Origin of the sequence: Burkholderia sp. AU28863 (assembly GCF_002223195.1) — a bacterium.
GTDB classification, from domain to species: Bacteria; Pseudomonadota; Gammaproteobacteria; order Burkholderiales; family Burkholderiaceae; genus Burkholderia; species Burkholderia sola.
In genome coordinates this window covers 999,240-1,017,173 of record NZ_NKFE01000005.1, presented here as the reverse complement: position 1 = coordinate 1,017,173, position 17,934 = coordinate 999,240, and the positions used below count along the sequence as shown (strand labels likewise).

The 17,934-nt window shown below is 70.1% G+C and carries 16 protein-coding genes; 11 read left to right on the top strand and 5 right to left on the bottom strand.

What is annotated here, in order from left to right; genetic code table 11:
- Window positions 1-94 precede the first annotated feature (94 nt).
- A complete protein-coding gene (locus CFB81_RS21065) occupies window positions 95-661 on the bottom strand; it encodes a cysteine dioxygenase (protein ID WP_069616438.1) in 567 nt (188 codons plus the stop codon).
- A gap of 17 nt (window positions 662-678) precedes the next feature.
- Between CFB81_RS21065 and CFB81_RS21060 the strand changes: the two genes are divergently transcribed.
- Window positions 679-1,653 (top strand): LysR family transcriptional regulator, encoded by a 975-nt coding sequence (locus tag CFB81_RS21060; RefSeq protein ID WP_179236020.1) that lies wholly within the window; start codon window positions 679-681, stop codon window positions 1,651-1,653.
- Window positions 1,654-1,723: 70 nt separating this feature from the next.
- On the opposite strand, the gene CFB81_RS21055 is transcribed toward CFB81_RS21060, so the two are convergent.
- A complete protein-coding gene (locus tag CFB81_RS21055; RefSeq protein WP_089436386.1) occupies window positions 1,724-3,067 on the bottom strand; it encodes an acyl-CoA dehydrogenase family protein in 1,344 nt (447 codons plus the stop codon).
- Window positions 3,068-3,293: 226 nt separating this feature from the next.
- On the opposite strand from CFB81_RS21055, the gene CFB81_RS21050 reads away from it, so the two are divergent.
- From CFB81_RS21050 to CFB81_RS21015, 8 genes are all read left to right on the top strand, one after another.
- Window positions 3,294-4,379 (top strand): LLM class flavin-dependent oxidoreductase, encoded by a 1,086-nt coding sequence (locus CFB81_RS21050; protein ID WP_089436385.1) that lies wholly within the window; start codon window positions 3,294-3,296, stop codon window positions 4,377-4,379.
- 32 nt (window positions 4,380-4,411) lie between these two features.
- Window positions 4,412-5,251: a class II aldolase/adducin family protein gene (locus CFB81_RS21045; protein WP_089436384.1), complete on the top strand. Its 840-nt coding sequence runs from the start codon at window positions 4,412-4,414 to the stop codon at window positions 5,249-5,251.
- A 31-nt stretch (window positions 5,252-5,282) separates the two neighbouring features.
- Window positions 5,283-6,317, top strand: a complete 1,035-nt coding sequence (locus tag CFB81_RS21040) for an ABC transporter substrate-binding protein (protein ID WP_089436383.1) — start codon at window positions 5,283-5,285, stop codon at window positions 6,315-6,317.
- Between the two features lie 4 nt (window positions 6,318-6,321).
- Complete coding sequence (locus tag CFB81_RS21035) at window positions 6,322-7,416, top strand: ABC transporter permease (RefSeq protein WP_089436382.1); 1,095 nt, start codon at window positions 6,322-6,324, stop codon at window positions 7,414-7,416.
- On the top strand, window positions 7,410-8,231 hold the full coding sequence (locus tag CFB81_RS21030; protein WP_089436381.1) for an ABC transporter ATP-binding protein: 822 nt from the start codon (window positions 7,410-7,412) through the stop codon (window positions 8,229-8,231). Before CFB81_RS21035 ends, CFB81_RS21030 begins: the two co-directional genes overlap by 7 nt.
- A gap of 50 nt (window positions 8,232-8,281) precedes the next feature.
- Window positions 8,282-9,466 (top strand): cytochrome c, encoded by a 1,185-nt coding sequence (locus tag CFB81_RS21025; protein WP_089437092.1) that lies wholly within the window; start codon window positions 8,282-8,284, stop codon window positions 9,464-9,466.
- Window positions 9,467-9,499: 33 nt separating this feature from the next.
- Window positions 9,500-10,453: an ABC transporter substrate-binding protein gene (locus CFB81_RS21020; protein ID WP_089436380.1), complete on the top strand. Its 954-nt coding sequence runs from the start codon at window positions 9,500-9,502 to the stop codon at window positions 10,451-10,453.
- Between the two features lie 87 nt (window positions 10,454-10,540).
- Window positions 10,541-11,407 (top strand): MOSC domain-containing protein, encoded by an 867-nt coding sequence (locus tag CFB81_RS21015; protein ID WP_089436379.1) that lies wholly within the window; start codon window positions 10,541-10,543, stop codon window positions 11,405-11,407.
- A gap of 55 nt (window positions 11,408-11,462) precedes the next feature.
- On the opposite strand, the gene CFB81_RS21010 is transcribed toward CFB81_RS21015, so the two are convergent.
- The 3 genes from CFB81_RS21010 to CFB81_RS21000 form a co-directional block, all read right to left on the bottom strand.
- A complete protein-coding gene (locus tag CFB81_RS21010) occupies window positions 11,463-12,881 on the bottom strand; it encodes a sensor histidine kinase (RefSeq protein ID WP_089437091.1) in 1,419 nt (472 codons plus the stop codon).
- Window positions 12,882-12,960: 79 nt separating this feature from the next.
- A complete protein-coding gene (locus CFB81_RS21005) occupies window positions 12,961-13,635 on the bottom strand; it encodes a response regulator (RefSeq protein WP_069616428.1) in 675 nt (224 codons plus the stop codon).
- A 125-nt stretch (window positions 13,636-13,760) separates the two neighbouring features.
- Entirely contained in the window at window positions 13,761-14,996 is a 1,236-nt protein-coding gene (locus CFB81_RS21000) for a multidrug effflux MFS transporter (protein WP_089436378.1), read from the bottom strand.
- 101 nt (window positions 14,997-15,097) lie between these two features.
- Between CFB81_RS21000 and CFB81_RS20995 the strand changes: the two genes are divergently transcribed.
- Together CFB81_RS20995 and CFB81_RS20990 are read left to right on the top strand one after the other, a co-directional pair.
- Window positions 15,098-16,573, top strand: coding sequence for a PLP-dependent aminotransferase family protein (locus CFB81_RS20995; RefSeq protein WP_089436377.1), 1,476 nt, complete (start codon window positions 15,098-15,100; stop codon window positions 16,571-16,573).
- 191 nt (window positions 16,574-16,764) lie between these two features.
- Window positions 16,765-17,865 (top strand): ABC transporter substrate-binding protein, encoded by a 1,101-nt coding sequence (locus CFB81_RS20990; protein ID WP_069616425.1) that lies wholly within the window; start codon window positions 16,765-16,767, stop codon window positions 17,863-17,865.
- Window positions 17,866-17,934: the final 69 nt, after the last annotated feature.

The following is a 17,934-nucleotide window of genomic DNA, read 5'->3' as shown; positions in this document are numbered from 1 at the left end:
GTTGAATGTGTTGAAGTCGGTGAAGAAAGCGGAACGGATCGAGCGTGGCCCTGCCCGCGCGCACCCGCAACGGGCCGCGCGAGCGGGCCGGGCGTCAGGCATTCGAATAGCCGGACACGAACGGCTTCACGGTACCGTCGTCCAGATACACCGCGCGCTCGACCTTGCCGATGTTCGCGCCGTACACGTGGATGCTGATCGATACGCGGTCGGCGAACGCGTTGGTCACGCGATGCACGTCGCCGATGCGCGGCGACACGGCCTCGACCTCGCCCGGCTGCAGCCGCACGGCGTCGCCCGCGGGCACCGGCTTGCCGGCCGCGTCGAACCGGTACGGCTGCGAGAACTCGCCGCCGCGCAGCATCCCGATCAGCCCCCACACCGTGTGGTCGTGGATCGGCGTCGCCTGGCCGGGCCCCCACACGAAGCTGACGACCGAGAAGCGCTCGTCCGGGTCGAGATGCAGCAGGTACTGCCGGTAACGCTCGGGGTCGGGCTGCGCGAACGCGTCGGGCAACCAGTCGTCGTGTTCGACGAGCGCGGCGAGCAGCGCGCCGCCCTCGTCGAGAATGCGCGCCTCGTTCGCGCCGGACGCGAGCAGCGCATCCAGACCGTCGACGAACGGACGCAGCGGCGTCTGCTGCAACGAAAGCGTACTCATCGGCCGGCTCCTCGAATATGATGCGGAATATGATGGATCGTCATGATGCACCCGAAAGACCATGCAGAACAAACATGAAAATTAGCGATATCGACGCTTTTGCAGCGGTCGTCCGCTGCCAGACCCTGAGCCAGGCCGCGGCCGAGCTCGGGATGACGCAGCCCGCGATCACGCGGCGCGTCCAGAATCTCGAGGAAGCGCTCGGCGTGACGCTGCTCGACCGCAACACGAAGCCGCCGCGCCCGACCGACATCGGCCGGCAGGTGTTCGAACAGTGTCGCGCGATCCTGCGCGAGGTCGACGCGCTGCGCGAACTGACTGCCGGCGAGCAGCCGCCTGCCGGTGAATTCCGGATCGGGCTCACGCAAGGGCTCGGCGAGCTGATGCTGCCGGCGCTCATCGCGGATCTCGCCGCGCAGTGGCCCGCGCTCGCGACGCAGGTCACGACCGCATGGGGCGGCCTGCTCGTCGAACGTGTCGCCCGCCGCGAACTCGATGCGGCGCTGGTCTTCCTCGCCCGCGAGATGGTGCTGCCGGCGCAGGTCGAGGGTGAGCGGCTGCTGGACACGCGGCTCGTCGCGGTCGGCCGCAAGGGCGACTGGCCGCGCCGCAGCTACCGGCTCGCCGATTGCCACGCGCGCGGCTGGGTGCTCAATCCGGACGGCTGCGGCTTTCGTGCGGGCCTGCGGCGCGCGCTCGACGCGCAGGGCCTGCCGATGCCGGTCACGCTCGATGCATACGGCCGCGACCTGCAACTGCAGAGCGTTGCAAACGGCGTCGGCCTCGGGCTGATGCCGCTGCCGCTCGTCGAAGGCAGCCCGCGGCGCGACGCGCTCGACATCGTGCCGCTCGCCGATTTCAAGCCGCAGATCGACCTGTGGCTGCTGCGCCGACACGATGCGGCGCGCCTCGACGCGCCGCTGGCGGCCGTCGCCGCGCATGCGCGCACGGCGTTCGCGCTGCCCGAGCAATCGCACGACCAGGCCGCTTGACGTAGCCGCGGTGGCTGCGCGGCGCCCGCGTCGCGCAGCGCCGTTTCCGTGCGCGGCAACCCGGCCCGGCTCACGCATCGCGTCGACCGGCTTCGATCCCGTTGCGTGACGTTGCCTCCGCCGCCGCGTTCGTCTGCCCGCGCGTCGCCGCATCGAGCACCGCCCGCCCCGCCGCCGCCGCGATCGCGTCGTCCTGCGGCGTATGCACGCGGCTGCACAGCACGTCGCGATAGTGGCGTTCGAGCGGATTCGCGCGGCTCAACCCGTGATTGCCCGACAGCTTCAGCGCCTGCTCGACCGTCCGGATCGCGTGCTCGGTCACGGTGCGCTTGACGAGGCCGCTGGTCGTCAGCGACGGCGCGTTGCCTGCGTCGGTGCGCGCGATGTGCTCGTCGAGCAGCACGCGATTCGTATGCAGCCAGCCCTCGATTTCGCCGACCGCCTCCTGCACGCGCGGCAGCGTCGCGAGCGGCGCGCCGAGCCCGCTCGGCGCACGCGTCGTCGCGAACTCGATCAGCCAGTCGCGCGATGCGCGCGCCACCGCGTCGTACAGGCTGCCGAGCAGCGCGACCATCCACGCCTGCTGATCGGCCTGCGCGTCGGCATCCGCGTGTGCGGCAGCCGACACGGCCCATGCGTCCGGCGCGCGCACGTCGACCGCGTGATCGGCCGGCAGCGGCACGTCGTCGAACACGACCTCGTGGCTGCCCGATGCGCGCAGGCCGAGGTGATTCCAGCTTTCGATCACGCGGATGCGGTCGCCGTCGGTCTCCGGGTCGCGCGGCACGAGAAACACGCCGACACGCGGCGTCGGCTCGTCGGTACGCGCCCACACGGCCAGCCAGCGCAGCGCCGGAATTCCGGTGCTGTAGAGCTTGTGGCCCGACAGCCGCCAGCCGTCGCCATCGCGGCGCGCGACGGTGTCCGGCAGCCCGCCGCGCGACGGCGAACCGAGCGCGGGCTCGACGCGCAGCGCGTTGATCAGCGCGCCGTGCGCGACCGCGCTGTCGAACACCGCGCGCCGCACCTGCGCCGGCCAGCGGTTGTCCGCGCGGCCGAGCGCGCGATGCTGCAGATACGTCATCGTCAACACCAGCGCGGTCGCCGGGTCTGCCCGCGCGACGGCGGCGACGATCCGGCTCGCCCGCGCCAGCGTCGCCCCGGCGCCGCCGTGCTCGCGCGGCACGACCTGCGCGATCAGCCCGGCGCGATGCAGTCGCGCGAAGTTCTCGTGCGGAAAGCGGCCGTCGACGTCGTTGCGGGCCGCATCGGCGGCGAGTTCGGGGGCGAGGCGCTCGAGCAGCGCGGCGACGCGCGCGTCGCTCGTCTCGTCGGCGACGTCAGCCGCGTCGACCGGCAGAAGGCGCAGCGAAGGGTGCGGTGGCGGCGAGGAAACGGCAAGGCTGGCGGACATCGAAACGGATTCCCTGGGTAGGTCGAACACGACGGCAAACAAGGCGCCAACGCGCGCCCGATCATTCACGAGCCCACAGCGTATGCGCAACGCATGCGGCCCCAAACCATGCAAATCTGATATTCAAATCGGGATTGATTATTTCCATTCCGCATGATCCCGGCGTTAACCTGCGCTCCATTCCTGCCCGGCCGTACGCCGGGACGTCCCTGCACCGGAGACCCAGATGAGCGTCGAATTCATCGGCATGATCCAGAGCCAGAAACAGTCGGAAATCCACCCGGCGTCCGGCCCCGTCGTCGATCCCGACTATGTGCGCGACTTTGCCCGCGCCCACGAAACCGCCGGCTTCGACCGGATTCTCGTGCCGCATCACTCGACCGGCCCGTCGGCGACGCTGACGATCGCGTTCGCGGCAGCCGCGACCGAACGCATCCATTTCATGCTCGCGCATCGCCCGGGCTTCACCGCGCCGACGCTCGCCGCACGGCAGATCGCGACGCTCGACCAGTTCAGCCGCGGCCGGCTCGCCGTGCACTTCATCTCCGGCGGCTCGGACAGCGAGCAGCAGCGCGACGGCGACTTCCTCGATCACGACGCACGCTACGCGCGCACCGACGAATACCTGGGCATCCTGCGGCGGGTCTGGACCGAAGCGCAGCCGTTCGATCACGACGGCGCGCATTACCGCTTCAAGCAGGGTTTTTCGGAAGTGAAGCCGGTCCAGCAGCCGCATGTGCCGATCTACTTCGGCGGCGCATCGGAAGCCGCGCTCGCGGTGGCCGGCAAGCATGCGGACGTGTACGCGCTGTGGGGCGAATCGCTCGACCAGGTGCGCGACCTGACGACGCGCGTACGCGCCGAAGCCGCGAAACACGGCCGCCAGGTGCGCTTCTCCGTATCGTTCCGCCCGATCCTCGCGGCGACCGAGGACGAAGCGTGGGCGCGGGCGCACCGCATCCTCGACGAGACGCGCCGGCTGCGCGAAGCGGCCGGGCTCGGCGCCGGCGGCCCGCAGCAGAGCGAAGGCGCGCGCCGCCTGCTCGCCGCGGCCGAGCGCGGCTCGCGCGTCGACAAGCGGCTGTGGACCGAGATCGCGAAGCTCACCGGCGCGCGTTCGAACTCGACGGCGCTCGTCGGTACCCCTGAACAAGTCGCCGACGCGCTGCTCGACTACTACGACCTCGGCGTGACGACGTTCCTGATCCGCGGCTTCGATCCGCTGGAAGACGCGATCGACTACGGCCGCGAACTGATTCCGCGCGTGCGCAGCGCCGTCGCCGCCCGCGACGCGGCGCGCCGCGCCGCCTGAGCCCAACGAAGCCAACGGAGCCATACGCGATCATGTCCGCCGTCCTGTCCTCGCCCAACCGTACCGCATCGGGCCTCGTGCTCGCCGACACCCCGCGCCAGCACTTCTGGTTCGATCCGCCCGCGCCGCGCGTCGACGTCGCCGCCGAGCGCCGCCACCGGCAGGAGCGGCTCGCGGCCGCGTTCCGCCTGTTCGCGCGCTTCGGCTTCGCGGCGGGCCTCGCCGGTCACATCACCGCACGCGATCCGGAGCTGCCCGATCACTTCTGGGTGAACCCGCTCGGTGTCCATTTCTCGCAGATCAAGGTCTCCGACCTGCTGCTCGTCAACGCGCGCGGCGAAACCGCGATCGGCAAACGGCCGCTGAACAAGGCCGCGTTCGCGATCCATGCGGCGATCCACGAAGCCCATCCGCACGTCGTCGCCGCCGCGCACACGCATTCGACCTACGGCAAGGCATGGTCGACGCTCGGCCGCCCGCTCGATCCGCTCACGCAGGACGCGTGCGTGTTCTACGAAGACCACGCGCTGTTCGACGACTTCACGGGGATGGTCGTCGACACGAGCGAAGGCGCACGGATCGCCAATGCGCTCGCGAAACCGGACGGCACCACGCACAAGGGCGTGATCCTGAAGAACCACGGGATCCTGACGGCCGGCCCGACGGTCGAGGCCGCCGCATGGTGGTACATCGCGCTCGACAACGTCGCGCACACGCAGTTGCTGGCCGAAGCGGCCGGCACGCCGCAACCGATCGATCACGCGACCGCGCGCCACACGCACGGCCAGATCGGCGGCCCCGACGGCGCGCTGCACGCGTTCGACAGCCTGTTCGCGCGTGTCGTCGCCGACGAACCCGATCTGCTCGACTGATCCGCCCTTCAGCTACACCGGAGACCAGACCATGACCCAAACCACCGCATCCGCGCCTGCCGACGCACACGACGACCAACGCCGCCGCCTGCTGCGCGCGGCCGGCGCCGCCGCGCTCGCCGTGCCGGCGATCACGCTCGGCCGCAACGCGTGGTCCGCGCCGCCGCTGAAGAAACTCACGTTCGCGTGGAACCAGAACGCGTTCTGCCTGACGCCGATCGTCGTCGCGCAGGAGCGCGGCTTCTTCGAGAAGAACGGACTGAAGGTCGAGCTGATCAACTACAGCGGCTCGACCGATCAACTGCTCGAATCGATCGCGACGGGCAAGGCCGATGCGGCGGTCGGGATGATCCACCGCTGGCTGAAGCCGCTCGAAGCCGGCTTCGACGTGAAGATCATCGGCAGCTCGCACGGCGGCTGCGTGCGGCTGCTCGGCGCGAAGGCGGCCGGCGTCACGACGCTGCAGGCGCTGAAGGGCAAGACGGTCGGCGTCAGCGATCTGGCCGCGCCCGGCAAGCATTTCTTCTCGATCCTGCTCGCGAAGAACGGCATCGATCCCGAGCGCGACATCACGTGGCGGCAGTATCCGGCCGACCTGCTCGGCGTCGCGGTCGACAAGGGTGAGATCCAGGCGATCGCCGACGGCGACCCGAATCTCTACCTGCTCGAGAAGCGCAGCAACGGCGCGTATACCGAACTCGCGACCAACCTGTCCGGCGAATACGCGCGCAAGGTGTGCTGCGTGATCGGCGCGCGCGGCGACCTCGTGCGCAACGACCGGCCCGCCGCCGCCGCGCTCGCGCGCTCGATCGTGCAGGCCACCGAATACACGCACGACAACCCGAACGAAGCCGCAAAGGTGTTCGCGAAATATTCGCCGAAGATCAGCCCCGAGGATCTGCGCAAGCTGTACGCGACGCTCACCTACACGCACCACCCGACCAACGTCGACCTGCAGCAGGAAATCGCGTTCTACGCGGACGATTTCCGCCGCATCAGCGTGCTGAAGAAGAGCACGGACCCGCAGCGCTTCGCGCAGCAGGTCTATGCGAACGTACTGGGGTAACGCGATGTCGACGATCGAACACGCTTCCGCCGCACGCGCCGCATCGGCCCCGGCCGGCGACGTCAACGCTACCGCCACCGCGCGCGCAGCCTGCACGGCCTGCGAAGCCACGCTGGCCGCCGACGCGCGGCGCGCGCGCACCTGGCCGACCGGGATCGCCGCCGCATTCGCGTGGGCCGTGCTCGGCGCGCTCACGCAGCTGTGGCCGAACCGGATCGTCGGCTTCAGCGACTGGGCGTACACCGACACGTTCGGCACGGCCGCGTGGACGATCGCCGCGCTGCTGCTCGCCGCCGCGACGCTCGGCCATCTCGTTGCGGCGACCCGCACGCGGCTCGCACGGGTGCGCCCGGCCGGCCCGTGGCTCGTCGCGCTGCCGCTCGTGCTCGCCGCGTGGGAAATCGTCACCGCGAAAACCGGCTGGCTGCCGACGCCGTTCTTTGCGCCGCCGCAAGCGCTGATCGAGGTCTACGTCGACGACTGGCCGCGCCTCGCCGGCAGCGCCGGCAACACGCTGAAGCTGCTCGCGCTCGGGTTCGCGTACGGCGTGACGGTGGGCTTCGCAGTGGGCGTGTCGATCGGCTGGTCGCGCCGGATCGGCTACTGGGTGCATCCGGTGCTGCGTGTGCTCGGCCCCGTGCCGGCCACCGCGCTGCTACCGCTCACGTTCTACTTCTTCCCGTCGAGCTATTCGGCGGCCGCGTTCCTGATCGCGCTGTCGACCGGCTTCCCGGTCGCCGTGCTGACGTGGTCGGGCGTCGCGAGCGTGAACCGGCAGTACTACGACGTCGCGCGCACGCTCGGCGCGAACGCGCGCTTCCTCGTGCTGCGCGTCGCGATTCCGGCCGCGCTGCCGCACGTGTTCGTCGGCATCTTCATGGGGCTGAGCGCGTCGTTCACGGTGCTGGTCGTCGCCGAGATGATGGGCGTCAAGTCGGGGCTCGGCTGGTATCTGAGCTGGGCGCAGGGCTGGGCGTCGTACGTGAACATGTATGCGGCGCTGCTCGTGATGGCGCTGCTGTTTTCCGGGCTGATCGCGCTGCTGTTCGCGGTGCGCGACCGCGTGCTCGCCTGGCAGAAAGGAACCGTCAAATGGTAAGCGCCGCCGTACTCGAATCGTCCGTTGCCACCGTCGCAGCGCCGGCCGTCACGCCGCCGCGCGGCGCACGCATCGACATCCGCCGCGTGAGCCATGCGTTCGACGGCCCCGGCGGCGCGCTGCCGGTGCTCGACGACGTGTCGCTGTCGGTCGCGGCCGGCGAATTCGTCGCGCTGCTCGGGCCCAGCGGTTGCGGGAAATCGACGCTGCTGCGGCTCGTCGCGGGGCTCGACGCCGCGCGGCAAGGAACGATCGCGCAGGACGGCACGCCGATCGAGCGCCCCGATCCGTCGCGCATCGTCGTGTTCCAGGACCCGACGCTGTACCCGTGGCGGCGCGTGCGCGCGAACGTCGCGCTCGGCCTCGAAGCGCGCGGCGTGGCGCGCACCGCGCAGCATCGCGTCGACGATGCGCTCGCGCGCGTCGGGCTGCAGGACTTCGCGAACGTGTTTCCGCATCAGTTGTCCGGCGGGATGGCGCAGCGCGTCGCACTCGCCCGCGCGCTCGTCAACGATCCGCGCCTGCTGATCCTCGACGAACCGCTCGGCAAGCTCGATTCGCTGACGCGGCTCACGATGCAGGCCGAGCTGACCGCGCTGTGGCAACGCGACGGTTTCTCCGCGCTGCTCGTCACGCACGACGTGGAAGAGGCGCTGTTCCTCGCGCAGCGCGTGATCGTGTTCGGGCCGCGCCCGGCACGGATCGTCGCCGAACTGCGCGTCGACCTGCCCTACCCGCGCCATCGCGGCGACCCGCGCCTCGCCGCATTGCGCCACGATGCGCTGCGGCATCTCGGGCTCGATGCGAGCTGGTAGATGCCGGGTAGCGTTCGACGTTTGGCCGCAGCATGCCGGAGACGCGCGCGATGAACGCGCCGCCGTTCGCCGACTGGGCCATCGCGTTCCTGCAACTGCTGTATCGCGCGCAGATCGCGTTGGCGCGGGTGCTGCACGCGATCGGCCTGACCGGCGACGCCGACGGCCAGGCCGCGTGGCCGTGGACACACCGCATCGCGCTCGAAACGCTGCGCATCGACGCGGGGCTCACGCGGCAGCTCGCGTTCGCCTGTGGCGTGACGGCGCTGGCCGTCGTGCTCGCCTGTATCGCACTGGCTTCGCGCAAGTGGCGTGTCGCGTCGGCCATCGCCGCGCTCGCCGTCGCGTGGTTCGCGCCGTGGCCGCCCGCCTCGCTGTGGCTCGCGCCTGCCGTGCCGACGAGCTTCCAGCGCGATCCCGCGCCGTTTTCCGTATCGAACGTGATGCGCGGCGCGCACCTGTACACGCAACATTGCGCGGCCTGCCACGGCGCGGACGGCCGCGGCGAAGGGCCGCTCGCGGCCACGCTCGCGCACTGGCCGCCGACCTTCGCCGGCGCGCTGCTCGCGCGTCGCCTCGACGGCGAACTGTTCTGGCGCGTGCGTCACGGCACGCAGGACGAGCACGGCGCGTCGACGATGCCCGGCTTCGCGGCGACGCTCGGCCCGCAGGACACATGGGCCGTACTCGACTACCTGAAAGCGCTGGCCGCCGGCAGCGGCGCGCAGGCGGAAGGCGCGTGGCCGGCGCCCGTCCCGCTGCCGGCCCTCGACGTGCGCTGCGGCGACGCCGCCCCTCAGGCGCTCGAGCGCTGGCGCGAAGGCCAGCGCGTGCGCGTCGTCGCGCTCGCGCCGGGCGCGACGCCACCGCCGGAAGACGCGCGCTGGCAGACCTTGCTCGTCACCGAACGCGGCGCGCCCGTGCCAACGTCAGCCGGCGCGCGCGCGAACTGCGTCGCGACGACCGCCGACGCGTGGCTCGCGTTCGCGACGATTGCCGGCGTCGCGCCCGACGCACTCGGCGGCACGCAACTGCTCGCGGATCGGCGCGGCTGGCTGCGGGCGCGCGCGTTGCCGGGCAGCGCCGGCTGGTCGGATGCCGACCTGCTGTGCCGCTCGGATACGGCGGCTGTCCGGCCGTCCACGCCGGCCGCCCGCGGCGACGCACTGACCGCGCTGCTGCTGCGCGTCGACCAGGAACCCGTGCGCGACGTCCAGGCCGGGCTCCCGCATTGAATCCCAGAACCCCTTCTTCAACCGAACTTCACGATGAATCCGACCCGACGCCACTTCCTCGCGCAGGCGAGCGCCCTTGCCACGATCGCCGCCGCGCCGGCCGCCGTGCGCGCGCAATCGGGCGCCCGCCCGCTGCTGCGCGCCGGCGACCAGAAAGGCGGGCTGCGCGCGCTGCTCGAAGCGGCCGGCGAACTGAACGGCCTCGCGTACGACATCACGTGGACCGAATTCCCGGCCGCCGCGCCGCTCGCGGAAGCGCTGAACGCGGCCGCCGTCGACTGCGGGCCGATCGGCGACGCGCCGGTGATCTTCGCGCTCGCATCGGGCGCCCGCATCAAGGTGATCGGCGCGAACCGTTCCGCTCCGTACGGCACGGCCGTGCTCGTGCAGCCCGACGCCGCGCTGAAAGGCGCGGCCGACCTGAAGGGCAAGCGCATCGGCACCACGCGCGGCTCGATCGGCCATTTCGTCACGCTGAAGGCGCTCGACGCGGCCGGCCTGCCGCCCGATGCCGTGTCGTTCCGCTTCCTGCCGCCGGCCGATACGATGCTGGCGCTCGCCACCGGTTCGATCGACGCGTGGGCGACCTGGGAGCCCTATACGGCGCTCGCCGAAACGAGCGGCCGCGCACGCGTGCTGGTCAACGGCCGCGGGCTGTGGTCGGGCCTCAGCTATCTCGCGGCGACCGACGCGGCGATCGCATCGAAGCGCGACGTACTGCACGATTTCCTGCGGCGCGTCGTGCGCGCGCAGGCCTGGTCGTACCGGCACGTCGACGCGTATTCGGCCGCGCTCGCACGCATCATCGGCATTCCGCCGGCGGCCGCGAAGCTGCAGTTCGAGCGCCGCGGCACGCGCTGGCGGCCGATCGACGCAGCGGTGATCGCCGAACAGCAGCGCACCGCCGACTTCTACCTGAAGGCTGGGCTGCTGCGCCAACCGCTCGACGTGCGCACGACCTTCGACACGGGCTTCCCGCTCGCATGACGGGTGGTGGCCGCGCCCGGCCGCGCAAACGACTCGGGCATGATCTGGCACAATCGCGATTCGACCATCCCGCCTTCAGCCAGCGTCATGCCAGCCATCACCGAACTCTTCGTCTACCCGATCAAATCCTGCGCCGGCATCGCGCTGCCGCGTGCGCAACTGCTCGAAACGGGCCTCGCGTACGACCGCCACTGGCTGATCACGGATCCGCACGGGCAGATGCTGACGCAGCGTACGCACCCGCGCCTCGCGCTGATCCGTCCGGCGCTCGACAACGACGCGCTCGTGCTGAACGCGCCAGGCATGCCGGCCATCCGCACGCCGCTCGACGGGGATGTGACGCCCGCCACGCCGACGATGGCCGCGACCGTGTGGCGCGACACCGTCGACGCGATCGACACGGGTGCCGACACGGCCGCGTGGCTCACGGAATTCGTCGGCATGCCGACGAAGCTCGCGCGCTTCGGCCCCGACGCGCGCCGCCGCTGCAACCGCCAATGGACCGGCGAGATCGATACGCATACGCAATTCTCGGATGCCTATCCGCTGCTCGTGATCGGCCAGTCGTCGCTCGACGACCTGAACGCGCGGCTCGCCGCGAAAGGCGCGCCGGCGATCCCGATGAACCGCTTCCGTCCGAACATCGTCGTGTCGGATCTCGACGCATACGAAGAGGATTTCGTCGAGCACCTCGACACCGACGGCGACACGCCGGTGCGACTGCGGCTCGTGAAGCTGTGCACGCGCTGCCCGGTGCCGACGATCGACCAGGCCACCGGCGCGCCCGATCCCGCATGGCCGCACGAACCGACCGACACGATGCAGACCTATCGCGCGAACCCGAACTACGACGGCGCGCTGACGTTCGGCATCAATGCGATCGTCGTCGAAGGCGCGGGCGCGTGGCTCGAAGTCGGTCAGCCGGTCGAAGCGGAGATCGGGTTCGGCGACTGAGCCGCAGCCGGACAGCGCCGCCCGTTCCCTTCGCGTGCCGTATCGCCACGCGCGGTCACGCGGCGCGCGGCATCGCGTCGCTCGCCGCCGGCAGCCGGATCGTCACGATCAGCCCGCCGCCCGCCGCGTCGGTCAACGTCACGCTGCCCTGATGCACGCGCGCGATCTCGCGCACGATCGACAGTCCGAGCCCCGTGCCTTCGACCGTCTGCGTCTTGCTGCCGCGATGGAAGCGCTCGAACACCGCGTCGCGTTCGTCGGCCGGAATGCCCGGACCGTTGTCGATCACGTCGAGCCGCGCGTCCGCGCCGTCGTGCGACACGCGCACCGTGATCACCGCATGGTCGCCCGCATAACGGATCGCGTTGTCGATCAGGTTGCCGATCATCTCGCCGAGCAAGTCGGACTGCCCGAGCACGTCGACATCGGCCTCGTGCTCGAAACCGAGATCGATGCCGCGCGCGCGTGCGACGGGCGACCAGTCGAGCGTCACGCTGCGCGCGAGCCGATGCAGCGCAACCGGCTTGTGCGCGACCGCATGACCGCTGTCCGAATCGAGCCGCGACAACGACAGCAGTTGCTGGACGATCTTCGCGGCCTGCCGCACCGCGCCGTTCGCGCGCCGCAGGTGCACGTTCGCGCGCGGCTGCTCGTCGGGCCGCAACGCGAGCTCGACGCCCGCCTGCACGGCCGCGAGCGGCGTCTTCAACTGATGGGCCGCATCGGCGAAGAAGCGGCGCCGCGCCACCTGCATCCGCTGCGTGCGACCGATGTACTGGTTGATCGAATCGACGAGCGGCGTGAGTTCGCTCGGCATCGCGCCCGTGTCGAGCGGCGTCGTGTCGTCCTCGCTGCGCGCGGCGACCGTCGCCGACAGCCGGTTCAGCGGCCGCAGCCCGCGCCCGACGCCGAGCCACACGATCCCGAGCGCCAGCACGACGAGCAGCCCTTCCTGCAGCAGCGACCCGATCAGGATCTCGCGCGCGAGCGCCTGACGCGCCTCGATCGTCTCGCCGACCATCACCCACACGATGCGCGACTGCGCGGTCGGCACGTCGTGCACGGGAATACGCAACGCGGCCATCCGCAATTGCTCGCCGCGATACACGACGTCGTAGTAGCGCGTGACGAACAGCGCGCCGTCGCCCGCGTCGCGGCCATGCGGCAGCGGTAGATCGGGATAGCCGGTGACCGTGCGGCCGTTGTCCTCGCGGATCAGGTAGTAGATCTTGCCGCCGTCGCTCGATTCGAGCATTTCGAGCGCGAGATACGGCAAGTCGACCTCGATCTCGCCGGCGTTGAGCCGCACGCCTTCGCGAATCGACTTCAGCGACGACGACAGCGTGCGGTCGAACGCGACGTGCGCGGCGCTCATCGCGCGCTGGTACGTGAGCCACGAGTCGAGCGCGAGCAGCCCGAGCAGCGGCAGCAGCAGCCACAGCGCGACCTGCGCGCGCAGGTTCGGGCGGGTCATCATCCGGCTTGCCGAGCCGTCCGAGGCGCCGCATGCGCCCGCGCCGGGGGCAGCGAATGACGGTGAGCGCGAAGGCGGATCATGCTTCCGCCTTCGCTTCGAGCAGATAGCCGAGCCCGCGCAGCGTGACGATCGCGACGCCCGAGTTCTCCAGCTTCTTGCGCAGCCGGTACACGTAGATCTCGATCGCATCGGCGTTGACCGACTCGTCGAGCCCGAAGATCTTCTCCGACAGCGTGTCCTTGTTGATCGCGCGGCCGTTGCGCAGGATCAGCACCTCGAGCACCGAGCGCTCGCGCGGCGTGAGCGACAGCGGCTCGCCCGCGAGATGAAAGCCGCGGTCGATACTGTCGTACGAAAGCGGCCCGCATTCGACGCGCGAATGTTCGTGGCCGAGGCTGCGCCGGATCAGCGCGCGGGCACGCGCCTCCAGTTCGGTCAATTCGAACGGCTTCGCGAGATAGTCGTCGGCGCCGAGGTCGAGCCCCTTCACGCGGTCCTCGACCGACCCGTGCGCGGTGAGGATCAGCACCGGCACCGGGTTGCGACGGGCGCGCAGCCGCCGCAGCACCTCCAGCCCGTCGAGCTTCGGCAGTCCGAGATCGAGGATCACCAGCGCGTAATCCTGCGTGCGCAGCACGTGGTCCGCCGCCTCGCCGTCGGCCATGTGATCGACCGCGAAGCGCGCGGCGCTCAGCGCGTCGTTCAGCGACTGGGCCAGGTTCGGGTTGTCTTCGACGAGCAGCACGCGCATGGGGATTCCGGTAAGGTCAGCGACAGCCCGCTACATTACATGATCCTTTCCGTCTCCACGCCTCGCGCAAACACGGGTTGCGCGGGTGCCGCGAACCCGCCGCGGGCGGTGCCGGCGGCTGCCGCTCAGCGCTCGGCAGCCGGACGGTTGCGCGCCGCGATGCGCGCATCGCCGGTCACGCGCCGCTCGCGAAAACCGGCCACCACCGCGACGAACGCGATACTCGCGCCCGCCGTGACGACGATCATCGGGCGCGCGGTGCCGTCCGACAGCCATGCCAGCACGCCGCCGCACGCGGCCGTGATCGCCATCTGGATAAAGAAGAACAGCCCCGACGCCGTGCCGGCGATCCTCGTGTAGGGCTGCATCACCGCGAACTGGCAGGCCGGAATCGCGATCCCGACCGCGATCATCACGACAAACATCGGTGCGACGAGGGCCGTCACCGAAGTCGGGGCGATCGCGCCGCCGATCCCCAGCACGGCGGCCCCGACCAGATTGACGGCCGCCGCCGCCGCGATGACCGAATCGGCTGACCAGCGCGCGCTGATCCGCGCGAACATATTCGAACCGACCAGATAGCCGAGCACCGTCACGCCGAAGATCGCCGCATAGACCGGCCCGGACACGCCGATTTGCCGCTGGAACAGCGTCGACGATTCCGCGATGAACGGATAGTACGTGCAGTAAGCGCAGCTGATCGCGAGCGAATAGCGCAGGAAGCGCCGCTCGCGCAACAGGCCGGCATAGGTCCGCAGCAGCCCGGCGCCGGCTGGCGGCCGCGCATCGCGTTCGCGCGTCTCGGGCAGATAGCGCCGCACCATCGCGGTCGCGACCAGCCCGCCGGCCGCCAGCCAACCGAACACGCCGCGCCAGCCGAGCCACTCGGCAATCGCGCTGCCGGCCAGTGGCGCGACCACCGGCGACAACGCCATGCCGGCCGAAATATGGCCGAGCATCGTCGCCTGCGTCGCGGCCGGAAAGCGCTCGCGCACGATCACGCGGCCGATCACGGTGCCGCTGCAGCCGCCCAGCGCCTGGAACATGCGCGCGACGATCAGCGCAGGGATGCTCGTCGACCATGCGCATGCGACGCTCGCGACGACGTACACGCACAGGCCGCCGAGCAGCACCGGACGTCGGCCGTAGCGGTCGGACAGCGGCCCCGACACCAGCATCGACAGCGCATAGCCGACCATGTACAGCGTCAGCGTGAGCTGCAACTGCGCGTCGGTGCCGTGCAGCGCGTCCGCCATCGCGGGCAGCGACGGCAGGTACGCATCGATCGTGGCGCGCGGCAGGCACACCACGAGCATCAGCAGGAACAGCCAGCCCCATCGGGGTAACGAGCGCGTCTTCATGCGGTGAGTCCGTTTCGGTCAGGATGGTTGGGGCGACAGCAATCTAAGGCGAAAGTGATATAAGCTGAAGGACCATTAAATTGACCATTGACTGGACCACTATGCCGCGAGGCAAAGCCGCGATCCCGCTGGACCTGCCGCGCCCCGCCGGGCTGTCGGGCGGCAGCCCGCAGTCGAAGCAGGAATGCATCGCCGATACGATTCGCGACGCGATCCTGAAACGTCTGCTGCCCGCCGACAGCCCGCTGCCATCGAGCCGCACGCTGGCCGCGCGCTGGGACGTCGCGCGCGGCACCGTCGAAGCGGCATACGACATCCTGTGCGCCGAGGGCTACATCGCTCGCACCCAAGGGTCCGGCACGCGGGTCTGCGCGGTGGTGCCGGACAGTTATCTGCGCGCGGCCGCGCAGTCGCGCGGCGGCAGCCCGCTCCACGCCGCCTCCCCCGCGCCGGCAGCGGCGGCCGAACCCGAGCACGGCGTGCGTCCGGGCGTCCCGTTCGTCGCGCGGCTCGCCGATCCCGGCCTGCTGCCGATGCAGCAATGGAAGAAGGCGCTCGGCGCCAGCCTGCTTGCCGCGACGGCCGACGAGCTCGGCGCGACGCCGGCCCAAGGCGTCGAAAGCCTGCGCGCGGAAATTGCCGCGTACCTGCGGGAATACCGCGGCATCCCGTGCGGGGCCGGCGATATCGTCATCACGACCGGCATCCGCCACGCGATCGATCTCGTCGCGCGCACGCTGCTCGCGCCCGGCTCGACAGTGCTGATGGAGGATCCCGGCTATGCGTCGGCGTGGCAGATCTTCACGATCGCGGGCGCGACCGTGATCGACGTGCCGGTCGATCGGGAAGGCATCGACACCGCATCGCTGGGCCGCCATCCCGATGCGCGCGCCGCGTATGTGACCCCGGCCCATCAGGCGCCGCTCGGCGTCACGATGTCGGTCTCGCGCCGGCTCGAGCTGCTCGACTGGGCGCAGCGCAACCGCACGTGGATCATCGAGGACGACTACGACGGCGAATTCAGCTACCAGACCGCCCCGCTGCCCGCGCTGAAATCGCTCGATGCGTGCGATCGCGTGATCTACTGCGGGTCGTTCAACAAGACGCTGTTTTCCGGACTGCGCATCGGCTTCATGATCGTGCCGGCGGCACTGCGCCCGGCGCTGTCCGCCGTGTGGCACGCGACCGCGCGCTCGGTCGGCGTCGCGCCGCAGCTCGCGCTCGCGCGCTTCATCGGACACGGCGATTTCGCGAAGCACCTGCGCGCCGCGCGTCACGCGTACCGTCAGCGGCGCGACATCGTGCTCGACCAGTTGGTGAAGCATGCCGGCGGCCGGTACACGGTGTCCGGCGAGCACGCGGGCTTTCATTTCGTGCTGTGGCTGCCGCCCGGTATCGATGACGCTGCGTACGTCTCGCAAGCCCGCGCGGCCGGCGTCGAGTTGCAGCCGATCCGCGGCTTCTGTCGAAGCGCCCGGTGCGAAGCGGGCGTCGTCGTCGGATATGCCGCGCTGACGGCCGCGCACGCGCGGCATGGCGGCCGCCTCCTCGGACAACTGCTGGCCGCGTCCGCGTAGCCGGCAACCTCGCCCCTCTCCCTTTCGAGCCCTGCCGCGCCCCGCGAAACCCGCGGCCGGCGCCGCGTCGACCTCGGGAAATCCATGACACGAATGGCACGATTGCGAACGGAAATGAAAGCGGGCTGAAAGTGCCTCGCACTTAACATCCGCGTCACTCGAACAACATCGACGCATCACTGGAGGAAGACATGCCGTTTGCACCGAAGCACCTTGCCGCCGCGCTGGCGGTCGTTCTGGGCGCTGCCGCCGGTAGCGCCGCCGCGCAGGTTCCGGCCGGCTACCCGGGGAACTACCAGGGCGTGATCGACGCCGCGAAGAAAGAAGGCAAGCTGATCGTCTACTCGACGACCGACACGGGCCTCGTACGTCCGCTGATCAAGGACTTCGAAAGCCTGTACGGCGTGAAGGTCGAGTACAACGACATGAACAGCACCGAGCTGTACAACCGCTACATCAGCGAGAACGCGGCGAGCAGCACCAGTGCCGACGTGCTGTGGAGCTCCGCGATGGACCTGCAGGTCAAGCTCGTCAACGACGGCCTGATGGCCTCCTACGATTCGCCGGAAAGCCCGAACGTGCCGCAATGGGCGCAATACCAGAAGCAGGCGTACGGCACGACGTTCGAGCCGCTCGCGATCGTCTACAACAAGCGCCTGATCCCCGAGAACGAAGTGCCGACGACGCGCGCCGACCTGATCAAGCTGCTCACCACGCAGGCCGACAAGTTCAAGGGCAAGGTCACGACCTACGACATCGAGAAATCGGGCGTCGGCTTCAACTACCTGACCCAGGACGCGCACGTGAACGAGAAGGTCACGTGGGAACTCGTGAAGGCGATCGGCGCGACCGGCCCGAAGCTGCAGTCGAGCACGGGCGCGATGATGGAGCGCATCTCGTCGGGCGAGAACCTGATCGGCTACAACATCATCGGCTCGTATGCGTACGCGAAGGCGAAGAAGGACAAGTCGATCGGCTACGTGTTTCCGAAGGACTACACACAGGTCGTGAGCCGCCTCGCCACCGTGTCGAAGAAGGCGAAGAACCCGAACGCCGCGAAGCTGTGGGTCGACTACCTGCTGTCCAAGCGCGGCCAGACGCTGATCGCGAACCAGGCGAACCTGTATGCGATCCGTGCGGACGTGACCGGCGAGACGTCGGCCGCGAGCCTCACGAAGGAACTCGGCGATTCGCTGAAGCCGATCCAGATCGGCACCGGCCTGCTCGTCTATCTCGACCAGTCGAAGCGCCTCGCGTTCCTGAAGCAATGGCAGCAGGCGATCAAGCGCTGATGCGCTGATCGGCTTCGGCTGACCCAGGCCGCCCGCCGCCCGTCGCGCGGGCGGCTCCTTCTCCTCACC

Excerpts from the sequence above, each read along its gene's own strand:
- CFB81_RS21065 (WP_069616438.1), bottom strand. The coding sequence starts at position 661 with ATGAGTACGCTTTCGTTGCAGCAGACGCCGCTGCGTCCGTTCGTCGAC.
- CFB81_RS21060 (WP_179236020.1), top strand. The coding sequence starts at position 679 with ATGATGCGGAATATGATGGATCGTCATGATGCACCCGAAAGACCATGC.
- CFB81_RS21055 (WP_089436386.1), bottom strand. The coding sequence starts at position 3,067 with ATGTCCGCCAGCCTTGCCGTTTCCTCGCCGCCACCGCACCCTTCGCTG.
- CFB81_RS21050 (WP_089436385.1), top strand. The coding sequence starts at position 3,294 with ATGAGCGTCGAATTCATCGGCATGATCCAGAGCCAGAAACAGTCGGAA.
- CFB81_RS21045 (WP_089436384.1), top strand. The coding sequence starts at position 4,412 with ATGTCCGCCGTCCTGTCCTCGCCCAACCGTACCGCATCGGGCCTCGTG.
- CFB81_RS21040 (WP_089436383.1), top strand. The coding sequence starts at position 5,283 with ATGACCCAAACCACCGCATCCGCGCCTGCCGACGCACACGACGACCAA.
- CFB81_RS21035 (WP_089436382.1), top strand. The coding sequence starts at position 6,322 with ATGTCGACGATCGAACACGCTTCCGCCGCACGCGCCGCATCGGCCCCG.
- CFB81_RS21030 (WP_089436381.1), top strand. The coding sequence starts at position 7,410 with ATGGTAAGCGCCGCCGTACTCGAATCGTCCGTTGCCACCGTCGCAGCG.
- CFB81_RS21025 (WP_089437092.1), top strand. The coding sequence starts at position 8,282 with ATGAACGCGCCGCCGTTCGCCGACTGGGCCATCGCGTTCCTGCAACTG.
- CFB81_RS21020 (WP_089436380.1), top strand. The coding sequence starts at position 9,500 with ATGAATCCGACCCGACGCCACTTCCTCGCGCAGGCGAGCGCCCTTGCC.
- CFB81_RS21015 (WP_089436379.1), top strand. The coding sequence starts at position 10,541 with ATGCCAGCCATCACCGAACTCTTCGTCTACCCGATCAAATCCTGCGCC.
- CFB81_RS21010 (WP_089437091.1), bottom strand. The coding sequence starts at position 12,881 with ATGACCCGCCCGAACCTGCGCGCGCAGGTCGCGCTGTGGCTGCTGCTG.
- CFB81_RS21005 (WP_069616428.1), bottom strand. The coding sequence starts at position 13,635 with ATGCGCGTGCTGCTCGTCGAAGACAACCCGAACCTGGCCCAGTCGCTG.
- CFB81_RS21000 (WP_089436378.1), bottom strand. The coding sequence starts at position 14,996 with ATGAAGACGCGCTCGTTACCCCGATGGGGCTGGCTGTTCCTGCTGATG.
- CFB81_RS20995 (WP_089436377.1), top strand. The coding sequence starts at position 15,098 with ATGCCGCGAGGCAAAGCCGCGATCCCGCTGGACCTGCCGCGCCCCGCC.
- CFB81_RS20990 (WP_069616425.1), top strand. The coding sequence starts at position 16,765 with ATGCCGTTTGCACCGAAGCACCTTGCCGCCGCGCTGGCGGTCGTTCTG.